Source organism: bacterium, assembly GCA_021159335.1.
Taxonomy (GTDB): domain Bacteria; phylum UBP14; class UBA6098; order B30-G16; family B30-G16; genus JAGGRZ01.
Genome location: JAGGRZ010000015.1, coordinates 33507 through 54322 on the forward strand (window position 1 = coordinate 33507; position 20816 = coordinate 54322).

General features: G+C 43.1%; 21 protein-coding genes. 6 read left to right on the forward strand and 15 right to left on the reverse strand.

Annotated features, from left to right (window positions below; translation table 11 throughout):
* Positions 1-4: 4 nt before the first annotated feature.
* From ftsZ to J7J62_01230, 15 genes are read right to left on the reverse strand one after another with little or no spacing between them, the layout of a single operon-like run.
* Positions 5-1291 carry a cell division protein FtsZ gene (gene ftsZ / locus J7J62_01160; GenBank protein MCD6123767.1) on the reverse strand — a complete coding sequence of 429 codons (1287 nt, stop codon included), beginning with the start codon at positions 1289-1291 and terminating at the stop codon, positions 5-7.
* 27 nt (positions 1292-1318) lie between these two features.
* A complete protein-coding gene (locus tag J7J62_01165) occupies positions 1319-2539 on the reverse strand; it encodes a rod shape-determining protein (protein MCD6123768.1) in 1221 nt (406 codons plus the stop codon).
* Positions 2536-3279, reverse strand: coding sequence for an FtsQ-type POTRA domain-containing protein (locus J7J62_01170; GenBank protein ID MCD6123769.1), 744 nt, complete (start codon positions 3277-3279; stop codon positions 2536-2538). Before J7J62_01170 ends, J7J62_01165 begins: the two co-directional genes overlap by 4 nt.
* The gene (gene murB, locus J7J62_01175) at positions 3279-4190 is read right to left on the reverse strand and encodes a UDP-N-acetylmuramate dehydrogenase (GenBank protein ID MCD6123770.1); all 912 of its coding nucleotides are present in this window, start codon (positions 4188-4190) and stop codon (positions 3279-3281) included. Before murB ends, J7J62_01170 begins: the two co-directional genes overlap by 1 nt.
* Before the next feature lie 4 nt (positions 4191-4194).
* The gene (locus tag J7J62_01180) at positions 4195-5583 is read right to left on the reverse strand and encodes a UDP-N-acetylmuramate--L-alanine ligase (GenBank protein MCD6123771.1); all 1389 of its coding nucleotides are present in this window, start codon (positions 5581-5583) and stop codon (positions 4195-4197) included.
* A 20-nt stretch (positions 5584-5603) separates the two neighbouring features.
* Positions 5604-6683: an undecaprenyldiphospho-muramoylpentapeptide beta-N-acetylglucosaminyltransferase gene (gene murG / locus J7J62_01185; protein MCD6123772.1), complete on the reverse strand. Its 1080-nt coding sequence runs from the start codon at positions 6681-6683 to the stop codon at positions 5604-5606.
* A gap of 8 nt (positions 6684-6691) precedes the next feature.
* Positions 6692-7828 carry a putative lipid II flippase FtsW gene (ftsW, locus tag J7J62_01190; GenBank protein ID MCD6123773.1) on the reverse strand — a complete coding sequence of 379 codons (1137 nt, stop codon included), beginning with the start codon at positions 7826-7828 and terminating at the stop codon, positions 6692-6694.
* Positions 7812-9173 (reverse strand): UDP-N-acetylmuramoyl-L-alanine--D-glutamate ligase, encoded by a 1362-nt coding sequence (murD, locus tag J7J62_01195; protein MCD6123774.1) that lies wholly within the window; start codon positions 9171-9173, stop codon positions 7812-7814. Before murD ends, ftsW begins: the two co-directional genes overlap by 17 nt.
* Positions 9174-9176: 3 nt before the next feature.
* Positions 9177-10277, reverse strand: a complete 1101-nt coding sequence (locus J7J62_01200) for a phospho-N-acetylmuramoyl-pentapeptide-transferase (GenBank protein ID MCD6123775.1) — start codon at positions 10275-10277, stop codon at positions 9177-9179.
* Positions 10277-11653 carry a UDP-N-acetylmuramoyl-tripeptide--D-alanyl-D-alanine ligase gene (locus tag J7J62_01205; protein MCD6123776.1) on the reverse strand — a complete coding sequence of 459 codons (1377 nt, stop codon included), beginning with the start codon at positions 11651-11653 and terminating at the stop codon, positions 10277-10279. The genes J7J62_01200 and J7J62_01205 overlap by 1 nt, the downstream gene beginning before the upstream one ends.
* Positions 11643-13139, reverse strand: coding sequence for a UDP-N-acetylmuramoyl-L-alanyl-D-glutamate--2,6-diaminopimelate ligase (locus tag J7J62_01210; GenBank protein MCD6123777.1), 1497 nt, complete (start codon positions 13137-13139; stop codon positions 11643-11645). Before J7J62_01210 ends, J7J62_01205 begins: the two co-directional genes overlap by 11 nt.
* Positions 13096-15249 carry a PASTA domain-containing protein gene (locus J7J62_01215; GenBank protein ID MCD6123778.1) on the reverse strand — a complete coding sequence of 718 codons (2154 nt, stop codon included), beginning with the start codon at positions 15247-15249 and terminating at the stop codon, positions 13096-13098. Before J7J62_01215 ends, J7J62_01210 begins: the two co-directional genes overlap by 44 nt.
* Before the next feature lie 7 nt (positions 15250-15256).
* Positions 15257-15682, reverse strand: coding sequence for a cell division protein FtsL (locus J7J62_01220; protein ID MCD6123779.1), 426 nt, complete (start codon positions 15680-15682; stop codon positions 15257-15259).
* Positions 15675-16583 (reverse strand): 16S rRNA (cytosine(1402)-N(4))-methyltransferase RsmH, encoded by a 909-nt coding sequence (gene rsmH, locus J7J62_01225; protein ID MCD6123780.1) that lies wholly within the window; start codon positions 16581-16583, stop codon positions 15675-15677. The genes J7J62_01220 and rsmH overlap by 8 nt, the downstream gene beginning before the upstream one ends.
* 4 nt (positions 16584-16587) lie before the next feature.
* A complete protein-coding gene (locus J7J62_01230; GenBank protein ID MCD6123781.1) occupies positions 16588-17082 on the reverse strand; it encodes a division/cell wall cluster transcriptional repressor MraZ in 495 nt (164 codons plus the stop codon).
* A 275-nt stretch (positions 17083-17357) separates the two neighbouring features.
* On the opposite strand from J7J62_01230, the gene clpP reads away from it, so the two are divergent.
* From clpP to J7J62_01260, 6 genes are all read left to right on the forward strand, one after another.
* A complete protein-coding gene (clpP, locus tag J7J62_01235) occupies positions 17358-18020 on the forward strand; it encodes an ATP-dependent Clp endopeptidase proteolytic subunit ClpP (protein MCD6123782.1) in 663 nt (220 codons plus the stop codon).
* Between the two features lie 75 nt (positions 18021-18095).
* The gene (locus J7J62_01240; protein ID MCD6123783.1) at positions 18096-18722 is read left to right on the forward strand and encodes a MotA/TolQ/ExbB proton channel family protein; all 627 of its coding nucleotides are present in this window, start codon (positions 18096-18098) and stop codon (positions 18720-18722) included.
* 3 nt (positions 18723-18725) lie between these two features.
* Entirely contained in the window at positions 18726-19169 is a 444-nt protein-coding gene (locus tag J7J62_01245; GenBank protein ID MCD6123784.1) for a biopolymer transporter ExbD, read from the forward strand.
* A gap of 12 nt (positions 19170-19181) precedes the next feature.
* Complete coding sequence (locus J7J62_01250; GenBank protein MCD6123785.1) at positions 19182-19601, forward strand: biopolymer transporter ExbD; 420 nt, start codon at positions 19182-19184, stop codon at positions 19599-19601.
* Positions 19598-20224 (forward strand): TonB family protein, encoded by a 627-nt coding sequence (locus J7J62_01255; protein MCD6123786.1) that lies wholly within the window; start codon positions 19598-19600, stop codon positions 20222-20224. The genes J7J62_01250 and J7J62_01255 overlap by 4 nt, the downstream gene beginning before the upstream one ends.
* 1 nt (position 20225) lies before the next feature.
* Positions 20226-20816, forward strand: a 591-nt coding sequence (locus J7J62_01260; GenBank protein ID MCD6123787.1) for a hypothetical protein, incomplete at its 3' end; no start/stop codon positions are given.

The following is a 20816-nucleotide window of genomic DNA, read 5'->3' on the forward strand; positions in this document are numbered from 1 at the left end:
GGAGCTATGCGCCGGATTTGCGAATTATGGCAGGTATCTCGTAATCATCGGGAGAAAAGTCCATAAGACCGGGCACGGATAGCTTCGAAATATCCTCAGCCTTTTTCTCAATTACCTTCTTTTCAGCGGTTTCCTCAGATTTTTTCTCTGCAAACTCAGATGGTGGCACGAAGGTTGGGCTTCTTTTAGGTGAGGTTTCCTGAGGGACATTGACTTTGCTCGCTACCTCGTCAGCAATTGTTGGCGTCTCCGCATAATCTATGCTTCTCGTGAATCTTTGCGCTGCAGTTACCGTGGGCACAACTTTCTGTTGCCTCTGCCTTTGCTGGAACCCCGCTGCTATAACAGTTATTCTTACTTCGTTCTCCATGTTCTCATCCACTACGACCCCGAAAATAATGTTTGCATCTGGCCCAGCTTGCTCAGAAATAAGGTTTGCTGCATCAGAAGCCTCAGCGAGACTAAGTGACACATCCCCTGTTATGTTTATCAACACTCCCCGTGCACCAGTGATGCTGACATTCTCAAGAAGTGGGCTGGAAATAGCGTTTTTGGCCGCCTCTATAGCTCTGTTCTCTCCGCTGGCAAAACCTGTCCCTATAAGTGCATCGCCACCCATACCCTGAAGAACAGATCTAACATCGGCGAAGTCGAGATTTATAAGCCCTGGCTTTGTTATAAGTTCAGATATGCCCTGCGTCGCGTGGAACAAAACCTCGTCCGCCATGGCAAAAGCCTTAAGTATAGGCGTCTCGCGATCAACCAGTGTCAAAAGGCGCTCGTTGGGTATCACTATAAGAGTATCGACTACTCCCTTTAACTCCTCGATGCCTTTTTCAGCGTTTATCTGCCTGTTTTTCGCCTCGAATTTAAACGGTTTGGTCACTATAGCTACAGTAAGTATACCAAGTTCCTTCGCCATTTTGGCTATAACTGGTGCAGCGCCAGTTCCTGTCCCACCACCCATTCCTGCGGTAATGAAAAGCATGTCGGTATCCTCAAGATGCTCTCGTATCAAATCTTTGTCCTCCTCAGCAGCTTTCCGCCCAATTTCGGGGTCACCGCCTGCTCCAAGACCGCGGGTTAGTTTACTTCCAATATGAATTTTTGTAGGAGCCTGACATCTCTGCAAAGCCTGCAAATCAGTATTAACTACGATAAACTCCACATCGGTAAGCCCTGCTTCGATCATCCTTGTGACGGCATTGCCACCGCCACCGCCCACACCTATAACTTTCAGGTGGGCTACGGGCTTTGTCACCAACTCCTCAGGCGCGAACTCAAACGGCATGACTACCTCCTTTTTAATGTGTTGTTTTCACAATCTCTCATAAATCCATTGCCTTAACGACTCCCAAAAACTCGCATTAAGCGAGTCGCTCTCATCGCAGTCTATACCAAGAATTTCCCTTTTATACGCAAGAAGCATCCCACCAACGAGGGTGGCGAATTGATGCCTTCTAAAGCCCTTGGGAGCTCTGATCTCTATTTGAGGCTCAGCCAATCGTGCAGGCAGGCCAAAAACCCTTGACGCAACAACATCAACACCATGAAGCAACGCGCCACCACCCGTAAGTATAACACCCTGTGTAAAAACATTTTTACTTATTTCTATCTTGTTTGTTAATATAATTTTCTTACACAGCTCAAATATCTCCTCCACTCGCGCCGATATAACTTTTGAGGCGAACTTTAGATTAACAGTATCGCTTTCCCAATCCTCAGTGGTCGGTATTAGAATTGATGCGTGTTCTATTATCTCCTCAGGAAGAGCATTCCCAAAGTTCCTCTTAAGCCCTTCAGCTGTGGCTTTTGATAGCCTTAACATATAAACGAGGTCTTGCGTTATAATATTTCCTGCAAGATGGTGAGCTTCAGTTAAAACAAGCTTTCCGTCTATATAAACTAAAATATCCGTTACATCCGCACCGATATCTATGATTATCGCATTTTCCCAGTGCCTATCCTCTGAACTAACCCCCTCCGAAATAGCGAGCTGACCCGCTATAAGTTCATCCGCATATACACCTGCCATATTGAATGCAGCCTGAGCATTGTCAACAGAAGATATAGAAGCCGCAAAAGCAATTATATCACCTTCATAAATTTGCTCTGAAAAGTCATTATCCGCTTTCGAATCATTTTCAACAAAGAACTTGAAATCTATCAATTTCCCATCAGGCATCATTGAAAATATTTCAGATGAGCCTATAGCCTTAAATATAGCATCGACCATTTTGGCGCGATTTCCTTCCTTTCTTACTCTGACTCCTTTGGACACGAATGATTTCACACCACTTCCGCCAAGAATCCCAAATACTTTTTCAGGCATAATATCGGCCATCTCTATCGCATTTCTCATTACAACTTTTATTGTGGCAGCAGTTTTCTCTGGCTCTATAACCGCTCCCTGAACAATTCCGTCAGTCTCTTTTGCACATATAGATTTTATATTTATTCCCTTTCTCGAAGCGCCGAATATCGCAGCCCCTATTTTGCTCGTGCCTATATCTATTACTCCGAAAATATGCTCACTCATTGTTCCCCCCAACTTCTTACCATATATTTTTCCTTGTATCTAACCACAGCCTGTCCGGAAAACCTGAAGTCTATTTCATCAACTTTTTGTATATCTTTTCCAATATTGTCGAGCACCACATTTAATTTATCCCATATATCCCAATCATCACCGACAAGTACTTTAACTCCACTTTCACGCAATATAATGATTATCTCGTCTTCATATGGCGCTATAACCTCGGAGATTATGTCCAACATTCCGCTTTCATGTTCTGCTATATAATTTAAAAAATTCAGTGCTAAATTCGCGGATTTACAGTTCACAATTGTATATGGTTCTACAATGCAATCTTCTATAGGAGTTATTATGGGAAGGTCTATAATTCCGCTATACCCTTCCATCGGTAACACTTCGCCATTTTCCGTTAATCCCCAAAATCTACCTGTATTTAACAGATAAGCTGGCTTTTTCTCAACTACAGATATATACAAAGTATGAGGATATTTTATATACACATCCGCAAGCTCAATTTCCTTCATATTCATCAATTTTCTTTTTATTCTTTCAACATTAACCAGAAGAAGATTCCTGCCAGTTGTCAAACCGATAGTATGTAATATATAATCTTTTGATAATCTTATATTACCTGTAACTATTATCCTGTTAAGCCTGAATAACGGGTTTACAACAAGAATCCAGAGCATCGAAATGCCCACAACAAGCGATATAGCAAGCAGTATTTTAGCAAAATTTTGCATTATATATTCCCCAAAATTTTTATTTCCAGCTCGAGTTTAACTCCAAACTTTTTGTATACAACGTCACGAATTAGCTCAATAAGACTCATAACATCCCGTGCGGTTGCACCGCCGACATTAACGATGAAGTTCGCATGTTTCTCGGAAATTTTGGCCCCGCCTATTTGTTTTCCTTTCAAGCCTGCATCGTCAATAAGCTTTCCGGCATGAAGCCCTGGAGGATTTCTGAAAATACATCCAGCACACTTTGCGTCGATCGGCTGGCTCTCGGCACGAAGGGTTTTAAAGTAATTTATTCTTTCCAGTGCATACTTAGCGCCCACTTTTGGAAGTTCAAACTTGGCAGAAAGTATTACCGACCCAGAAGGTATGCCAATCCCTCTGTAGTTTATCACGAGGTCGGCTTTCCTCAGCACCTTTGTTTTACTGCTGCCCACCCATATTTCCAACTCCATCAGCTCGTCAGCTATCTCCACTCCGTATGCCCCTGCATTCATCGCCACGGCTCCTCCCACGGAACCTGGGATTCCAGCAAGTGGCTCAAGACCTCCGAATCCATCTTTAGCAACGGTAAATATAGCCCTGGATAAAGGCAGCCCCGCCTCAAAAACCCAGACACCGCCCCCGAGTTTAACTATGCCGTCCAATCCTTCACCGATAACCACGACAGCGCCCGAAAAACCGTCATCGCTCGCGAGAACATTGGTCCCTTTGCCGAGCACATAAACCGGGATTTCCGCTTCCGCCAATATTTGCAAAACTTTTATTAATTGTTCTTTGCTCGAGGGGAATAGGACCAAATCCGCAGGTCCCCCTATACCGAATGAAGTAAGCAGGGATAGCGGGTAATTCCTTTCGATTCGACAAATTCCCTTAATCTCATCGATAACTTTTTCCACATCAGCTACCATAGTATCATTTCTCCCTTTCGACTTTAGCGCTTAACTGCTTCAAAAACTCATCCCCCACTTTCCAGATATTTCCCGCACCTATTGTCATAACTATGTCGTTAGGTTTCGTTATTTTAAGAAGCAATGCTGGTATATTCTCCATTTTGGGTTCGTAAAACACACTTCTATGACCGTAGTCTTTTGCAGCACGAGCGATAAGCTCTCCCGTAACGCCTTCTATAGGTTCCTCACGAGCACCGTAAACATCAGTAACCACGAGCACATCCGAATCGAGAAATGCCTTGCCGAACTCGTGGGCAAATTCCTTCGTTCTTGAGTAAAGATGAGGCTGGAACACAGCTACTACTCTCCTGTCGTAGGTCATTTTGGCTGCTTGGAGAGTAACTCTTATCTCCGTGGGATGATGAGCGAAATCATCAATAACGAGAATACCGCTTACATACCCCTTAATCTGGAATCTTCTGTAAACACCTTGGAATTTTGCCAGTCCACGCTTTATATCCTCGAAATCAAGCCCGAGCTCAATACCCACTGCTATGGCAGCAAGTGTATTCTTTACATTATGGAGCCCAACCAATTTCGTGTGCACCGAACCGACTGGCTTATCGCTTACAAGAACTTCGAAATCGGTTCCCTTCTCGGAAAAACTTATTTTTACCGCCCTAACATCAGCCTGAGTTGAAAGCCCGTAAGTAATAACTCGTCGCTCAATTTTTGGCATCAACTCCTGCAACGGTGGTTCATCTATGCATAGTATGACAGCACCGTAAAAAGGAACTTTATTCATGAACTGCAGGAAAGCATCGAAAAGATTCTCTATGTCGCCATAGCTTTCCATGTGCTCTCGTTCAATGTTGGTCACGACAGCAATGGTCGGTGAAAGTCGCAGGAACGACTTGTCGAACTCATCAGCTTCCGCGACAAGATACTGCCCCGTGCCGAGTCTAACATTGGAGCGCAAGTTAACCACTCTCCCGCCAACGATAACAGTAGGATCGACATCGGCCTCAGTTAGCACCTGCCCTATAAGTGATGTCGTAGTGCTTTTGCCATGTGTACCCGCGACAGCAATGCCGTATTTAAGCCTCATCAGTTCCGCCAACATCTCAGCACGAGGTATGATCGGAATACCGCGTTCCTTTGCGGCGATTACCTCGGGATTGTCGCTCTTTATAGCGGACGAGACCACCACCACATCAGCATCACCAACATTTTCAGCGGAGTGCTCATAGAAAACCTTCGCCCCAAGCCTTTCAAGCCGTTTTGTTACATCGCTTTTTCGGATGTCCGAACCAGTAATTTTGTAACCAAGATTAAGCAGAATTTCCGCTATCCCGCTCATTCCACTTCCTCCAATCCCGACGAAATGGAGCCACTTGACTTTCCTCGACATGTAACCCGGTCTTGGCGTCATCATCCCTCCTCGGAATCACCTCTTATCTCAGCATAGATAAACTCAGCGATAACTTGCGATGCATTGGGCTTGGCTATCTCCAACATAGCCTTTGACATTGCATCGAGCTTTTCCTTATTCCTGAGAAGCCCATCAATCGTTTCGTACAGAATCTTTGGGGTAAGCTCACGCTGTTCTATTACTATTGCTGCGCCTTTCTCAGCAAAAACCATGGCATTCTTGCTCTGATGGTTTCCGGCAGCATAGGGATACGGTACTATTATAGCTGGCAAACCAGCAGCGGCTATTTCTGCCAAAGTTATAGCGCCCGCACGACACACTACGAGGTCGCTCGCTCTATACGCAGACCACATATCGTCGATGAAGTCGAGAATTTTAATAGGCTCTTTTCTTTTAGCAATCCAGTTTCTAAGGTCCTCGAAATCTCGCTTTCCACACTGCCAAAGAAGCTGACATTTTTGTGGAAAACCTACTTCCTCTATCATCAAACGCATTATTGTATTCAGCGGAGATGAGCCTTGGCTCCCGCCGGTGAGTAGGACCGTGGGCAGGGAGGGAGAGAGGCCAAATCTCTCTCGACAGGAGCTTTTATCTTCGCTCATCTCCATGGGGGTGATGGGGTTACCTGTATGGATGGCAAACTTCTTACGCCACAAATATTTTTTAGCTTCATCAAAACCGAGAAAAACTTTTCGTGCGAAAACCGAGCCAAATCTCGTTGCAAGCCCGGGATACGAATTCTGTTCCTGAAGGAATATCGGCACACCCGACATAGCAGCCGCCAATATCGCAGGTGCGCTGACATATCCGCCCGTTCCTATAAGCGCGTTTGGTCTAAATTTCTTTATTATAGAAAGGGACTTAAGGACACCTTTAAAAAGCGCAAACACAGCCTTAAAACCTTTCCATGGCTTGGCTTCGATAAGTTTCAGTTGAAAGCCGGCCTTTGGGACCAGAGAGGTCTCAAGTCCCCGCTTCGTGCCGACGAAAATGAACTCGGCTTCTTCGTCGACTTTCCTGAGCGCTTTTGCAATATTAAGCGCTGGAATTATATGTCCGCCTGTTCCTCCTCCGGCCATGATATATCTCATGTTTCTAACGCTATTTTTATTGGTTTCTCATTTAACGACACAGCCAAATACCTCGATATATTCAGCAAAATTCCCACGCTAAACATATGAACCAATAGCTGTGACCCACCATAGCTAACGAACGGGAGCGGAATTCCAGTAGTAGGGATAAGCTTTGTCACAACTGCAATGTTAATGGCTGAAAAGTAAAAGATTTCAGCCGAGATACCGAACGCAAGGAGCATTCCAAACATATCTTTTGCGCGAACCGCTATCTTAATGCCATGATACACTATGGTGCCTATCAAAAATATCGTTATTGCGCATCCCAGGAAGCCCAACTCGTCCCCAATTATCGCGAAAACGAAATCGGTATGCACCTCTGGCAAAAACAAAAGTTTTTGGAAGCTTTTCCCAAGTCCTTCACCGAAAAATCCACCGCTCCCAAGCGCTATAAGAGACTGCCGTGTTTGATAGCCGTGTCCTGTTGGGTCCTCATAGAATAGGAATGCAAGGATTCTCGCTCTCGCATACGGCGAGACCACTACAACAAACATTATAGCGACCGTTAGCCCAACGAGCATTATAACAAGGTATTTTTTCGGCATACCGGCTACCACAAACATCGTTAGTATCACAAGGCTAAGACCGACTGCCATTCCTATATTTGGCTGAATTAGAATCATGCCCAAAACCAGCGCCACTGGTAGAACCACCGTTAACGATACTTTTCTTATGTTCTTCCAGTCAAAACCTGGACAGGACAACCTGGTTGCCACAAACATTATCAAAGCGAGCTTGGCGAATTCTGAAGGCTGAATAGTCCAGCCGAATATGTTTATCCAGCGTCTTGCGCCCTTTATCGCACCTGAACCACCGAGATAAGGAGTTAGCGTTGCCAAAATCAACACAACACTCGCACCCAAAATTAGGGGGGAAAGTTTTCGCCATTTCCTGTAATCTATCGATGCAGCGATTATTAAACCGACAAAACTCAGAAACACTTTAAGCAACTGACGGACGAGGAAGAAATTCATGTCACCGCCGAATCGTTTGTAACTAATCATGGTCGATGCGCTGTAAACCATTACAGTTCCGAAAAGGACCAGAGCCACAGCAGCGAACAACAGTTTTATGTCAATTTGCCTGCTCATTTTTCGCACCAGTTATTTTTTTCACCAGCTCTTTGAATACTTTACCACGGTGCTCGAAATTTTTGAAAGCATCGAAACTCGCGCATCCCGGTGACAGAAGAACCACATCACCCTTCTTCGCAAGGTTTATCGCGGTCTCAACAGCTTCTTGAAAATCCTTAACCACAGTCGAAAAACCAGCCGCGCCACCAATTTGTTGCGCCATTTTCTTCGCTGTAGCACCCGTGAAAACAGCGGCTTTAACCTTTTTGGTCACCAAACCGCTCAAATACGAAAAATCAGCTCCCTTATCGTATCCACCAGCAATAAGAACTATCGGCCTATCAAACGATAGAAGAGCAAATCGAAGCGATTCCGGGTTTGTAGCTTTGGAATCATTAACAAAAAGTATCCCATTCCACAAAAGAAACCTCTCCAACCTGTGTTCAATACCTGAGAACCTCCTTAGCGTTTCAGCCAGAGATTCTTTTGGGACCTCAAACGGTATCGTTGCCGCGACACTTGCTAAAGCATTTGCAAGGTTATGAGGTCCGGGTATTCCGATTTCATCTTTGCTAAGGATCGGTTCGTCACGACGCATGATAATGCTATTCGAAAGCCACGCGCCATTCACTCGCCCATCACACATCGTGAAAGGAAGCACATCAGCAACGATCTTCCCCTCAAGCTTAGCCACCTCAGGCTGATCAATGTTCAGCACTGCGTAGCTGCCCGGCTTCTGCGTCTCAAAAAGTCTGAACTTCGCGCGATAATAGTCATCCACGGTATCGTATCTGTCCAAGTGATCGGGAGCAAGATTAAGAAGAATCCCAACAAAAGCGCTGAAACTATATATGGCTTCGAGTTGAAAGCTTGAGAGCTCAAGGACAGTTATAGAATCAGAACTCGTGCTTGTAACAACATCTGAATACGGTTTTCCGATATTTCCAGCCAGGAAAACTTTTTCGCCTGAATCTTCGAGAATTCTCGCTATAAGTGTCGCAGTAGTGCTCTTACCGTTCGAGCCTGTAACAGCAACAACACGGCCTTTTTCGAACCTAAATGCGAATTCAATCTCGCTAATCACAGGGATTCCCATTTCACGCGCCGCTTTTATAACATCTATACTCAAAGGGACACCGGGACTTACCACGAGCAAATCGGATTGAAGGACACGAGGAGTATGACCACCAACCTCGACATCTATTCCCAGTTCATTAAGAGCTTTTGCTTTTTCGATAAGCTCCTCATTCACGGCCGCATCAGAAACGAAGACTTTAAATCCGGCCTTCTTAGCAAGTTTGGCAGCAGCAATTCCACTTCGAGCAAGTCCGAGTATAGATATTTTTTTAGCTTGATTCACCATGATTTACCTTACTTTGAACGAAACCAATCCTAAGACCGCGAATATTATCCCAAGAATCCAGAACCTTACCACGATCTTTGGTTCAGCCCACCCCATAAGCTCGAAATGATGATGTATAGGCGCCATTCTGAAGAGCCTTTTCCCGCCAGTTCTCTTGAAATAGATGACCTGAAGTATCACAGACAATGCCTCCGCAACGAGGACGAATCCTGCGATGAGGAGCATAAACTCCTTTTTGAGTATCACTGCTATGACACCCAACGCAGCCCCCATCGACAGCGCGCCGGTATCACCCATAAAAATTTCGGCGGGATACGAATTATACCATAAAAACCCCAGTATAGCACCAGCCATTGATGCACAGAATATCGATAGTTCGCCGCTTCCGGGAAGATATATAATATTAAGATATGCGGTAAAATCCTGTCTGCCCGAAACATAAGCTACTACAGTGAATGTCGCTGCAAGGATTCCCACAAGCCCCGCTGCAAGACCATCAAGACCATCGCTAAGGTTCACTGCGTTGGACGCTCCTACTATTACAAGCATAGTAAATAGTATATAGCCGATGCCCATATTTATATATAAATTTTTAAGAAACGGCACTTCTGTTATAGTGCGTAAATCGAGCCCCGACGGAGTTTTTAAAGGATATAGATATATCATAATGCTTATGGCAAGAGCCAACATAAACTGGCCGTAAAGTTTATATCTTGCCAGAAGACCTTTTGGTTTATGTTTTACATCTTTTAGGTAATCATCAACAAATCCCATTGCCCCGGCGAGCACGACCGAAACAAGAGAAAGTATTATATACGGGTTGCCGATTTTTGCCCACAGTATAGTTCCCATCAAGACACCTGCGATAATAACCAAACCGCCCATCGTAGGGGTGCCTTTCTTTCCCTGATGTCTCTGGGGAACATCCTCTCGAATTTTGGTGACCCAATGCCTTTTTTTCAGGTATTTTATCAATGGTGAACAAAGAAAAACAGACACCAAAAAGCTCGTAGTAGCTGCCATAGCAAGTCTAAAGGTGATATACCTAAACAGGTTGAACACTATATACTTTTTCGCCAGTGGATATAAAATATAATACAGCATTATCCCTCCTCATCGGCCTTTGCCACACCAAATCTTTCAATGAGTGATTCCACAAACCTCTTCATCCCCATAGCATTAGAGCCTTTAACTAAAATCAGGTCACCATCTCTGACTTCCTCAAGTAGCTGCGTCTCAAGTTTTTCTGGGTCAACGAACCAGAAGATTTCTGAATCAAGCCCCATTTCCAAAGCGCGGGCGTTGGCTAACTCCATTCTCGGTCCAAAGAGAAATGCAACATCAACTCCATGTTTTTTTATGAGGTCTGCAACCTTGCGATGATAGATCTCCTCGTATTCACCCAGCTCGAGCATATCACCCAAGACAGCTACCTTTCTTTTTGCGTCAAGCATCGCCAGAACACCTAATGCCTCGTCAAGCGCGATAGGATTTGAATTGTAAGAATCGTCTATTATGGTCACATTTCCTGCTTTTATCAGGTTAAGTCTTGAGGGCGGCGGTTTGAAAAGCTCCAGCGCCTTTGAAGCTATAACCAATGGCACATCGAAGAAGTCAGACACTGCAATAGCTGCCAACGCCGAGTAAACTGCTCCTCTACCCAATGCATTGAGTTTAAAGCTAATCCCTCTGAAGGTGAATGATGCTTTCCCATTGACGAAAGAAAGCTCAATCGGCTTGTAATCACCTCGATTTATCCCAAAAGTTATTACTCTCCTATTGATTTTGTCCGCCACCGAGATAAGCTCATCACAGTCTGCATTTATTATGACCGGCGAATCAGGGGGCATGTGATTCGTTATCTTAATCTTTTCTGAAAGTATGTTCTCGACCGAACCCAATCCTTCAGTATGGACCGGGGCGATAGAGGTTATTACCGCTACATCAGGAGCAGCAATTTCCGAAAGCCGCTCCATCTCACCCACAGTATTTATACCAAGTTCCACAACGGCAAATTCAACATCCTCGCCCATCTCGAGTATAGTCAGCGGAAGTCCGATAAGATTGTTATAATTCTTTTTCGCTGAGTGAGTCGTGTATTTAGTTGCAAGAATCTTTGCTATCATCTCTCTGGTGGTCGTCTTCCCCACAGAACCAGTTATCCCGATAGTTTTTGGGTTTAAAGTTCTCCGATACTCTTTAGCCAACTCACCAAGCGCGAAAAGCGTGTCATCGACAATAATCTGAGGTATATCTACATCAATTTTTCTTTCCACAACCGCAGCTATCGCCCCGTTTTGATACGCATGGGAAACGAAATCATGTCCGTCACGCTTACCCTTAAGTGCGAAAAACACCTCTCCCGGGGCAATAGTTCTCGAGTCCACAGACACTCCGCGTGCGTATACCTCTCCCGCCTCTTTTGGCACAAGCTTGCCCTTCATTACCGCTGCTATTTTCGCGAGTCTCTCAGCCTTCATTATTAACTCCCCAAAAAGCTTTTATCGCATCTCGAGCAACTTCCACATCGTCAAAATGGATAATTTTATCTCCGATAATCTGGTAATCCTCGTGTCCCTTCCCGGCTATCAGCACTATATCTCCAGCTTTAGCGTTTTCTATTGCGTGGAAAATGGCTTTTCTTCGGTCCGCTATTCGTATCCAGTTGTCGCGGCACACGCCCTCAATTATCATGTCTATTATTTTTTCGGGGTCCTCGGTTCTGGGATTGTCCGATGTTATCACCACATAATCCGCATATTTAGTAGCCACCTCACCCATTATTGGCCTTTTGAGCTTATCTCTATCGCCACCTGCCCCAAAGACCACTATCACCCTGCCACGAGTTAGTTTCCGAGCTGCGGTTATAAGATTTCTCAACGCTTCGGGAGTATGAGCATAATCGACAACCACAGTAAAAGGTTGCCCAAGCTCAACTTTCTCAAAACGACCGCGCACACCTTTGAACGCAGCTAATGACGAGATGACTTTCTCGGGTGGAAGTTCGTCGACCAAAGCTGATGCAAAAGATGCCAAAGCATTGTAAACATTAAATTTACCCGGAACATTTATTTGCAAATCAAATCGTCCCCAGGGTGAATTAACCTCAAACTTGCTCCCATCAATGGATAATCTCTTTACCGTAGCTTTAACATCGCATCTTGCTGACTCAATTCCATAAGTTAAAAGCCTACCCCTATTTGCCTTGATAACCTCGTCGCAGGCTGGGTCGTCCACATTAACTATGGCGATGGAATCGTCTCTTAACTTAGAAAACAGAATACATTTGGCGGCAAGGTAAGCTTTCATGTCACCATGATAATCAAGGTGGTCCTGCGAAAGGTTCGTGAAAATAGCTTTTGAGAAATCAATGCCCCAAACTCTTCTTTGATGTAGTCCATGTGAGGATACTTCCATTGCCACGGCCTGTATGCCCCTTTCTCGCATGGAAGAGAACAACTTCCATATCGTTTCAGCATCAGGTGTGGTTATAGGTAGCTTCTCAAGCTTCCCTTCTTCAAACATGAATCCGAGTGTCCCTATGACACCCGTTTTCACCCCCGCATCATTCATTATCCTGTGGAGCATGTGCGTTACAGTCGTTTTTCCGTTGGTTCCCGTGACCCCTATTACTTCGTCAGGCTGAGGACCGTAAAATTCTTTCAATGCGAGAACCAACGCCTCACGCGAATCCTCAACGACAAGAATCGGCAACTTCTCTTTCACCTCAAGTTCTGGATCAGAAATTATTATCGCATTGGCTCCAGCTTTTATAGCATCCTCGATAAACATGTGACCATCTTTTGTAACACCCTTAACAGCAACGAATAGGGAACCGGTGGTTACTTTTCTTGAGTCTGCCGTTACATCGACAACGACTCTATTTTCAGCCTCATTAAGCATATATCCACCGATGGTTGCCTTAATTTTCCCAAAAATCTCCGCTATTTTTACTACTTTTCCCATTTAGCTCGTTTCTTACTATGGACATTCCTCTGACTTTGCATTCACAGCCGATTTTTACCTCAGTGAACGGTGCCGGCTCTTGCTCCACGACAACACCGTAACCGCTGATAATTGGTTTAACTCCAAGCTCAGTAAGCTTTTTCATCGCATCCCTTATGCTTAGACCTCTTAGATCTGGCAGGATTACTTTATTAGTTTGGCCTTCTCTTTCGCCCAGATAAACCCAGACTGTTTCGCCAACCTCAACTTCCGAGTAAGCTTTAGGAACCTGAGATATAACCACATTACCAACACCTATAATTTTCGGAATTAATCGCCTTTTTCTCAGAACTTCCTTAGCTTGAGCTGCGGGCATAAACCTCAAAGCGGGAACAGCAGTTTTCACATTACGGTAGGCACTAACAGCTAATTTCAACGAACGAGGAGATTCAACTATTCCAGCGCTGACGGCTTTCTCGATTATGGCTCTGAACACAGGAGCCGCTACAAAACCACCATAATATTTTCCTGCTTTGGGATTGTCAATAACTATAACACCCACTACTTTAGGGTCCTCAAAAGGCGCAATGCCAGCGAACGAGGAATAGTACTCATGGCTTTTATATTTAGTGGTGCCATACGCATGTTTCTTGCTCGTCCCAGTTTTGCCGGCGATCTTTACATAAGGTGAATTTGCTGATCTTGCGGTTCCACGAGTAACGACTTTCCGCAATATATTATAAACCGTGTCTGAAACCCATTCTGGTATTACCTGTCTGACCATAAGCGGCTGACGAATTACCTCTGTATTGCCATCACCAGAAACAGCTTTTGAAACAAGAAATGGCCTATTCATTCTACCATGATTCGCGATAGCTGAGTATGCGCACGCAAGCTGAATCGCAGTTACTCTAACCTCATAACCCATGGGTAGAGTCGCCATAGTAGGTATGGACCACTTTGAAGGACTATTTAGCTTTCCATCCGCTTCGCCGGGAAAATCAACATTGGTTATAGTTCCGAAGCCGAAAAGTTTTATGTATTTATAGAAGGTTTGTTTATCAAGTCTTTTTGCGATTTTAACTATGCCTACATTGCTCGAATTTATAAGAATTTCCGGTGCACGGAGTAAACCATAGCCATGAACATCCCTAACATCACGCATGTTAATTCTCAGGTATCCATTTCCAGTATCAATTGTATCATCGAGTGCAAGCTTGCCCTCAGCTAAAGCGCAGCAAAATGTGACTATTTTAAAAACTGACCCAGGCTCAAACTCATCGGTTATTGGGCGACAACGCCTGTAACCATCAGGAAAATCGCCTGGGTGATTGGGGTCATAATTAGGAAAAGAGGATACAGCTAATATCTCACCAGTTTTGGGATTAACAAATATTGCCATACCTGCATCGGCAGCATTCCGCAAAACAGCATCTTCAAGTTCCTTATCCACTATCTCTTGTAGCCTAATGTCCAGTGTGGTGTATATATCCTTGCCCGGTTTGGCACTTTTTAACAAATCGCCATAGACGGGATATTTATTCCCCAGCGCATCGTGAACGAGAACCTTTTTTGCTGGAGTGCCTTTAAGATAATCATTGTAGTAAAGCTCAAGCCCCTCGATACCATTCCCGTCTGCATCGACACAACCTATAATGGTCGAGCCAATTTTTCCGTGAGGATAATTTCGGCTATATTTTGGATTTACACTAATCCCCGGAATGGCTAAACTTTCTATTTTTCGACCTATCTCTGGAGAAACTTTACGTTCGAGGTAAACATAGTATCTGCTTATACTGTTCCTTATTTTATTGTAATAGAATCCTCTCTCACGCCCCGTTAATCGTGTCAGGATTGAGTCTACAAAATTGGTATCCTTAATTTGCGAAGGGTCGGCTATAAGCTCGTAAAAAAGGTTATTTATGGCGAGAGGAATGCCGTTTCTGTCGTATATATTTCCTCGTGGAGCAGATATATTTACAGATATAAGATGCTGTTTTCTTGCTAACTCACGGTAATACCTCGTTTTAAAAATTTGTATAGCTGCAAGCCTGCAAACGAGAATTACCAATACTACAAGCCAAAAAACTATAACAGTAGTAAGCCGATTTATTTTTCTATGCACTTCCATTTAACCATTAAAGTTTCGGTTTCTCATGCTGACGAGAAAACACCAATCTCTTGCTTTTAGACTGACTTTTGCCGCCCCCGAAGAAATTGATTATTTTAGCAAATATACTATTTCCACTTGATATATATTCAGGATTGTTATATTCTATCTCAACTATAACGAGCTTTTCTGGAGGAGTATAATCGAGTCTACAGCCCGATTTGGCCATCATCTCGATTCTGCTTCGGGATTTGAGAGCGGAAACTTTGGTTAACAACTGTATATTGTAGGTTCTCAGCGCTTCTCTTTGTTCTTCAAGCTTGGCTATCTCGCTTGATAAAGGAACTATGACGCTTCTCTGCCAAACCAAAACCAGACAGTACACAAAGGCAAGGAATAATAGTATAAAATATATAATGTATTTACCCTGGTCGACTTGCCTACCATTAAGCATACTCCCTCCTTACTTTTTCAGCGGCTCTTAACCTTGCAGAACGAGCTCGAGGATTAGCTTCTATCTCTTCTGCGGAAGGTCTTATGGGCTTTTTAGTGATTATTTCCAACTGCTTCACATGACCACACCTGCAAACCGGTACTCCCGGCGGGCATATACAATCCTTGGACTCAGTGACGAAAAATTTCTTAACAACTCTATCCTCGCCAGAGTGATATGTAACGACGACAAGTCTTCCACCGGGCTTAAGCAGTTCAAGCGAGCCGTAAAGCGCGCTATTTAGTTTGTAGAGTTCATCATTAACCTCTATCCTTATTGCCATAAAAACTTTTGGTACTACTTCATCCCACATGGTTTTCGGGACAGCGCTTTTAACAACATCAGAAAACGACAATGTATCCTCTATTGGTGCATGTTGCCTTCTTTGGACTATGGCTTTAGCTATCTTTCGTGCTTGTTTGACATCCCCGAATTTTCTCAAAACATTCTCCAATCGTTCAAGAGAATATGTGTTAATTACTTTATACGCAGTCTTTTCACTCTTCATATCGTATCGCATGTCGAGCGGTCCTTTAAGTTTCATCGAAAAACCTCTTATGGGTTCAGCCAAAAGTTCACTTCTTAAACCCAAATCGAAAACTATACCGTCAACGAAATCAAAACCTGCTTCCTCACGAACGAGCTCTTCAATCTGAGCGTAGTCGCCAACGACAGGGACGAAGCTATCGCCAAATCTTGCAAGCCTTCTCGTCGCTACCTTAATGGCTGATTCGTCGATATCGATACCTACGACCGTCGACTTTCCACCGGTTTTGCTAAGAATCGCCTCAGAGTAACCGCCATCACCCACAGTAGCATCGACATAAACGCCCTCCTCCCGAACACACAAGTATTTCAACATCTGGTCAACTAATACGCTCTTGTGGATTTTCGCCTCCCGTTTTGGCACGCCTTCCACGGATAAGAGACCCAAAGAACTTCATAGCCCCAGAATCATAATCGACCTTCTGGGACTTGGTATACGCTGAATATCTATCTGGATTCCATATTTCTATCCAATCCACTACCCCTAAAATCAACACATCATCTTTTATACCGGCTTCTTCCTTAAGGACACTTGGTAAAAGGATTCTTCCCTGGTTATCTATTGCGACAAAGTGTGCCCATGAGGCGAATTCACGGTAAAATGCAAGGCTTTCCTCGAAAGAAAGCTCGGAAGCATCGAAATTATTTATGAACTCTTCAAATTTGTTGGCGGGAAAAAGTGCTATGCAGCCGCCTATGCCTCTCGTCAAAACGAACTCCGTATACCCCAAGCCCTTACCAGCAGTTCTTAGCCTTGCTGGAAGAGCAACTCGCCCTTTACTATCGATTTTATGTCTGTACTTTCCATAAAACATAGGCGGCAACTTACAAAAAATGTTAAAGAACCAAATTAACTTGTTTTAACAATGAGCTTTCCACATATTTCCACTTCTTACCACTTCCTACCACCAAATAAATCGAACAAAAAAAATTTGTCAACAAAAAAATCGAATTTTTTAAAAATTTTTTTAATCCAAAATGCTAACTTATTTAATTTCAATGTGTTAAGAACTTAAAAATTTTTTCTTTGTTTTCCTTAAAAATGATGGTTTATTTTGCAAGTTGGTTTTGAAGCTATTAAGGAGGGATTATGAACATAGAAACAATTCTTAAAGACATAAAATCTTATTACGAAAGGATAATAGACCAGCTCATTCCGATAGTTATTGAACAGACGGGCAGAGGCGAAAGAGCCTACGATATTTTCTCACGGCTTCTTAAAGATAGAATAATTTTCCTTGGCACCGCTATAACTGACCAGGTTGCCAATCTCGTTGTGGCGCAGCTTTTATTCCTCGAAGCCGAGGACCCAACGAAGCCTATTTCACTATACATAAATTCTCCTGGCGGATTTGTTACTGCAGGGCTTGCTATTTACGACACCATGCAATTCATTAAAGCGCCAGTTTCAACCACTGCGGTGGGGCAGGCATCCTCTATGGCAGCTGTCTTGCTTGCAGGCGGTGAAAAAGGCAAAAGAACCGCTCTACCTAACTCGAGAATAATGATCCACCAGCCATGGGGCGGTGTTGAGGGACAGGTGACGGACATCGAAATCCACGCAAAGGAATTGCAAAGGCTTAAGCAACTCCTCAACGAAATTCTTGCATTCCACACCGGACAACCCATAGAAAAGATCGAGAAAGATACTGATAGAAACTACTTCATGTCCGCTCAGGAAGCTCTTGAGTACGGTATTATAGACAAAGTTTATGAAAGGCCATTACCTAAAAAGGGAAAGCAGGGAAGCTGATAAAACTATTTGACAACGATGGTGACTTTAATATCTTTTCAGGGAAATTAAGAGAAAAAACAAAGGAGTGTTTCTATGGTATACTACTTTAATAAAGGCGGCTTTTTGATGTGGCCACTTTTGGGTCTTTTAATTATAGGCCTGGTCATAGCTATAGTGAAATTGTGGACCCTATTAAGGTCAAAAATAAACTCAAAAAAATTCCTTAAAGACATTCTTGAAGCGATAAAGAAAGACGGTCCTCAAAAGGCTATCGACTTATGCGAACACACTCGTGGACCTGTATCAGCAATATTCCATGCTGGCTTATCGAGGCTGGACAAGGGAATAGAGTATGTCGAGCGTTCCATAGAAAACGAGGCAGCAATACAAATGGGGATACTTGAGAAAGGCATGATCTGGCTGTCCACGATAATATCCATCGCTCCCATGCTCGGCTTTCTTGGCACAGTTCAGGGAATGATAGTGGCTTTCGATCAAATAGCGAGGTCAAACGATATAGTGCCATCAGAGGTTGCTGGTGGAATATCGATAGCGCTTCTTACTACATTTTTCGGGCTTGCTATAGCGATACCAATGCAGTTCTTCTACAACTGGTTCGTCTCGATTATCGACAGCATAGTTGTTGATATGGAAGACTCAGCTAACCAATTAATAGAGAACCTTATAGATATGGGAATTTTAAAACACGCGGAAAAGTAAATCATGGCATTAGAAATAAAGAAAAAACAACATCTTCAAAAACAGGCTGAAATACCAACGGCTTCACTTGCGGATATAGTTTTCCTTTTGCTCATATTTTTTCTCGTTACCACATCTATGAATCCAGATAAGGGGCTTGGATTAACTCTTCCGCCACCCGGTGAGGAAATAAAACTATCAAAGGAAAATATATTGTCAGTATATGTAAATTCAAAAGGTGAGATACTCGTTGGGGAACAGGTTATATCGCTTGACCAGCTTAAAATGAAAGTTAAGGAACGGGTTCGGCAAAACCCGAAACTCGTAGTATCATTAATAACTGATATAAATGCAAAATATAAATATATGATAGACGCTCTCGACGAGATAAAACTCGCGTTTGATGAGTTAAAAAAGGAGAATCCAGAGTTTAAGGAGAGAATCTCATTGGCAACGCCAGCATTCTAAAGAGGAAAAGCGATGAAGATAGAAGCAAAATCAAAAGGGTCATCTAAAATTCCAACGGCATCAATAGCTGATATCGTATTCTTGCTTCTTATATTCTTCATGACTGTAACGGTATTCAGGCAATATCAGGGGTTAAGAGTTCAGCTTCCACCAGCGAAAGCGACGAAGAAAATAGAGCGCAAAAGGATGATAACTCATATATGGATCAACGCACAAGGCGAAATAAACATAGATGACATGATGGTTCCACAAGAGCAGGTGGTAAGCATAATGCGCCAGAAAATGATCGAAAATCCAGCTACGATAGTCTCCCTTCGCGCAGACCAATCAGCCAGATATGAGATAGTAGCAAAACTTCTCGAACAACTCAAGCAAGCGAACGCATTAAGAGTTAATTTCGCAACGCTCACCGAGGGAGGTGGGCGAAGATGAAATATAAAGACCCAAAAGCAGATTTAAGGTATTGGTTGCCGGTTGTTAATCGAAAGGCAACGATAATAACATTGCTTTTTCTCATGCTCATATTCCTTGCTTTTCCGAGGTTCAGGGCAAAGCCACTAAAGAAGATAGAATATCAAGTCGCCATTCAGGTAGAAAATGTTCCCATAACAAAGCAGGAAATAAAGAAGAAACAGCAACCCAAAGCCAAACTTGCGGAGGTTATAGAGGCGGAGGAAGAGGAAACTCCTGATACTGTTGAGCTTGCTGAAACAGCTATCGATGCCAAAGCTCCACCACCGCCACCACCAACAGAAGAAGTATTCGACTTCTTTGCCGTCGAAGAGAAGCCAAGAGTTCTTAAAAAAGCTCTACCAAAATATCCTGAGCTCGCTAAAAAATCAGGACTTGAGGGCGTCGTAGTAGTCGAATTCGTTGTTGACACAAACGGTTCAGTTGTTCCTAACAGCGCCAAAGTTATACAAGCAAGACCTGAAGGTATATTCGAGGAAGAAGCGCTTAAAGCTATATATAAGTGGAAATTTAGCCCTGCTATGCAACGCGACAGGAAAGTAAGGGTTAGATGGCAACAGCCTATTATTTTCAAACTCAAATAATATGAAGGCATTGACAAAATTTTTATTTATTGTCCTTTTGTTCACCATATCCTTTTCTGATTCATTTTATGTAATAACAAAAAATGATACACTATCCTTTAGTGATTCCGTTCTTTTTTCACCAAAGTATGTTTCTATTACTTATTCATTAGCTGCTTCGGGCTATATTGACTCTTTTGATATAAATTACCTCGTTCATAACAGCGCGATTGATTTTTATACGAAGGATTCGTTATTCGCAAAAGTTATCCTCGTCAAACCCCGACCTAATGATAGTCTTATTTTACTTCTCTGCGACTTTGTTCCCTATTTCCTTATTCATCCGCTATCTACTGAAACCAAAACTCCGCTTAAAGGTGTATCAAAAATTATTGTTCTTTTGCTTTTGCCAATATTATATGTTTTTATACTGATTATCTTAAATAAAATATCGAAAAAACTTATAAAGAATGCTATTTATCAAGAAGGGAAGCGAATAAGAGGCGTAAAAATTGGTAAATATATTATTCTTTCTCAGCGAGATGAACTTAGATTAATAATTGCTACAATAAATATATTAAAATATATCGTTGACATAATACTATTTTATCTG

Bases quoted from the DNA above. Each gene is read 5' to 3' on its own strand.
- ftsZ (MCD6123767.1), bottom strand. From the start codon at position 1,291: ATGCCGTTTGAGTTCGCGCCTGAGGAGTTGGTGACAAAGCCCGTAGCC.
- J7J62_01165 (MCD6123768.1), bottom strand. From the start codon at position 2,539: ATGAGTGAGCATATTTTCGGAGTAATAGATATAGGCACGAGCAAAATA.
- J7J62_01170 (MCD6123769.1), bottom strand. From the start codon at position 3,279: ATGCAAAATTTTGCTAAAATACTGCTTGCTATATCGCTTGTTGTGGGC.
- murB (MCD6123770.1), bottom strand. From the start codon at position 4,190: ATGGTAGCTGATGTGGAAAAAGTTATCGATGAGATTAAGGGAATTTGT.
- J7J62_01180 (MCD6123771.1), bottom strand. From the start codon at position 5,583: ATGTCGAGGAAAGTCAAGTGGCTCCATTTCGTCGGGATTGGAGGAAGT.
- murG (MCD6123772.1), bottom strand. From the start codon at position 6,683: ATGGCCGGAGGAGGAACAGGCGGACATATAATTCCAGCGCTTAATATT.
- ftsW (MCD6123773.1), bottom strand. From the start codon at position 7,828: ATGAGCAGGCAAATTGACATAAAACTGTTGTTCGCTGCTGTGGCTCTG.
- murD (MCD6123774.1), bottom strand. From the start codon at position 9,173: ATGGTGAATCAAGCTAAAAAAATATCTATACTCGGACTTGCTCGAAGT.
- J7J62_01200 (MCD6123775.1), bottom strand. From the start codon at position 10,277: ATGCTGTATTATATTTTATATCCACTGGCGAAAAAGTATATAGTGTTC.
- J7J62_01205 (MCD6123776.1), bottom strand. From the start codon at position 11,653: ATGAAGGCTGAGAGACTCGCGAAAATAGCAGCGGTAATGAAGGGCAAG.
- J7J62_01210 (MCD6123777.1), bottom strand. From the start codon at position 13,139: ATGGGAAAAGTAGTAAAAATAGCGGAGATTTTTGGGAAAATTAAGGCA.
- J7J62_01215 (MCD6123778.1), bottom strand. From the start codon at position 15,249: ATGGAAGTGCATAGAAAAATAAATCGGCTTACTACTGTTATAGTTTTT.
- J7J62_01220 (MCD6123779.1), bottom strand. From the start codon at position 15,682: ATGCTTAATGGTAGGCAAGTCGACCAGGGTAAATACATTATATATTTT.
- rsmH (MCD6123780.1), bottom strand. From the start codon at position 16,583: ATGTTGAAATACTTGTGTGTTCGGGAGGAGGGCGTTTATGTCGATGCT.
- J7J62_01230 (MCD6123781.1), bottom strand. From the start codon at position 17,082: ATGTTTTATGGAAAGTACAGACATAAAATCGATAGTAAAGGGCGAGTT.
- clpP (MCD6123782.1), top strand. From the start codon at position 17,358: ATGAACATAGAAACAATTCTTAAAGACATAAAATCTTATTACGAAAGG.
- J7J62_01240 (MCD6123783.1), top strand. From the start codon at position 18,096: ATGGTATACTACTTTAATAAAGGCGGCTTTTTGATGTGGCCACTTTTG.
- J7J62_01245 (MCD6123784.1), top strand. From the start codon at position 18,726: ATGGCATTAGAAATAAAGAAAAAACAACATCTTCAAAAACAGGCTGAA.
- J7J62_01250 (MCD6123785.1), top strand. From the start codon at position 19,182: ATGAAGATAGAAGCAAAATCAAAAGGGTCATCTAAAATTCCAACGGCA.
- J7J62_01255 (MCD6123786.1), top strand. From the start codon at position 19,598: ATGAAATATAAAGACCCAAAAGCAGATTTAAGGTATTGGTTGCCGGTT.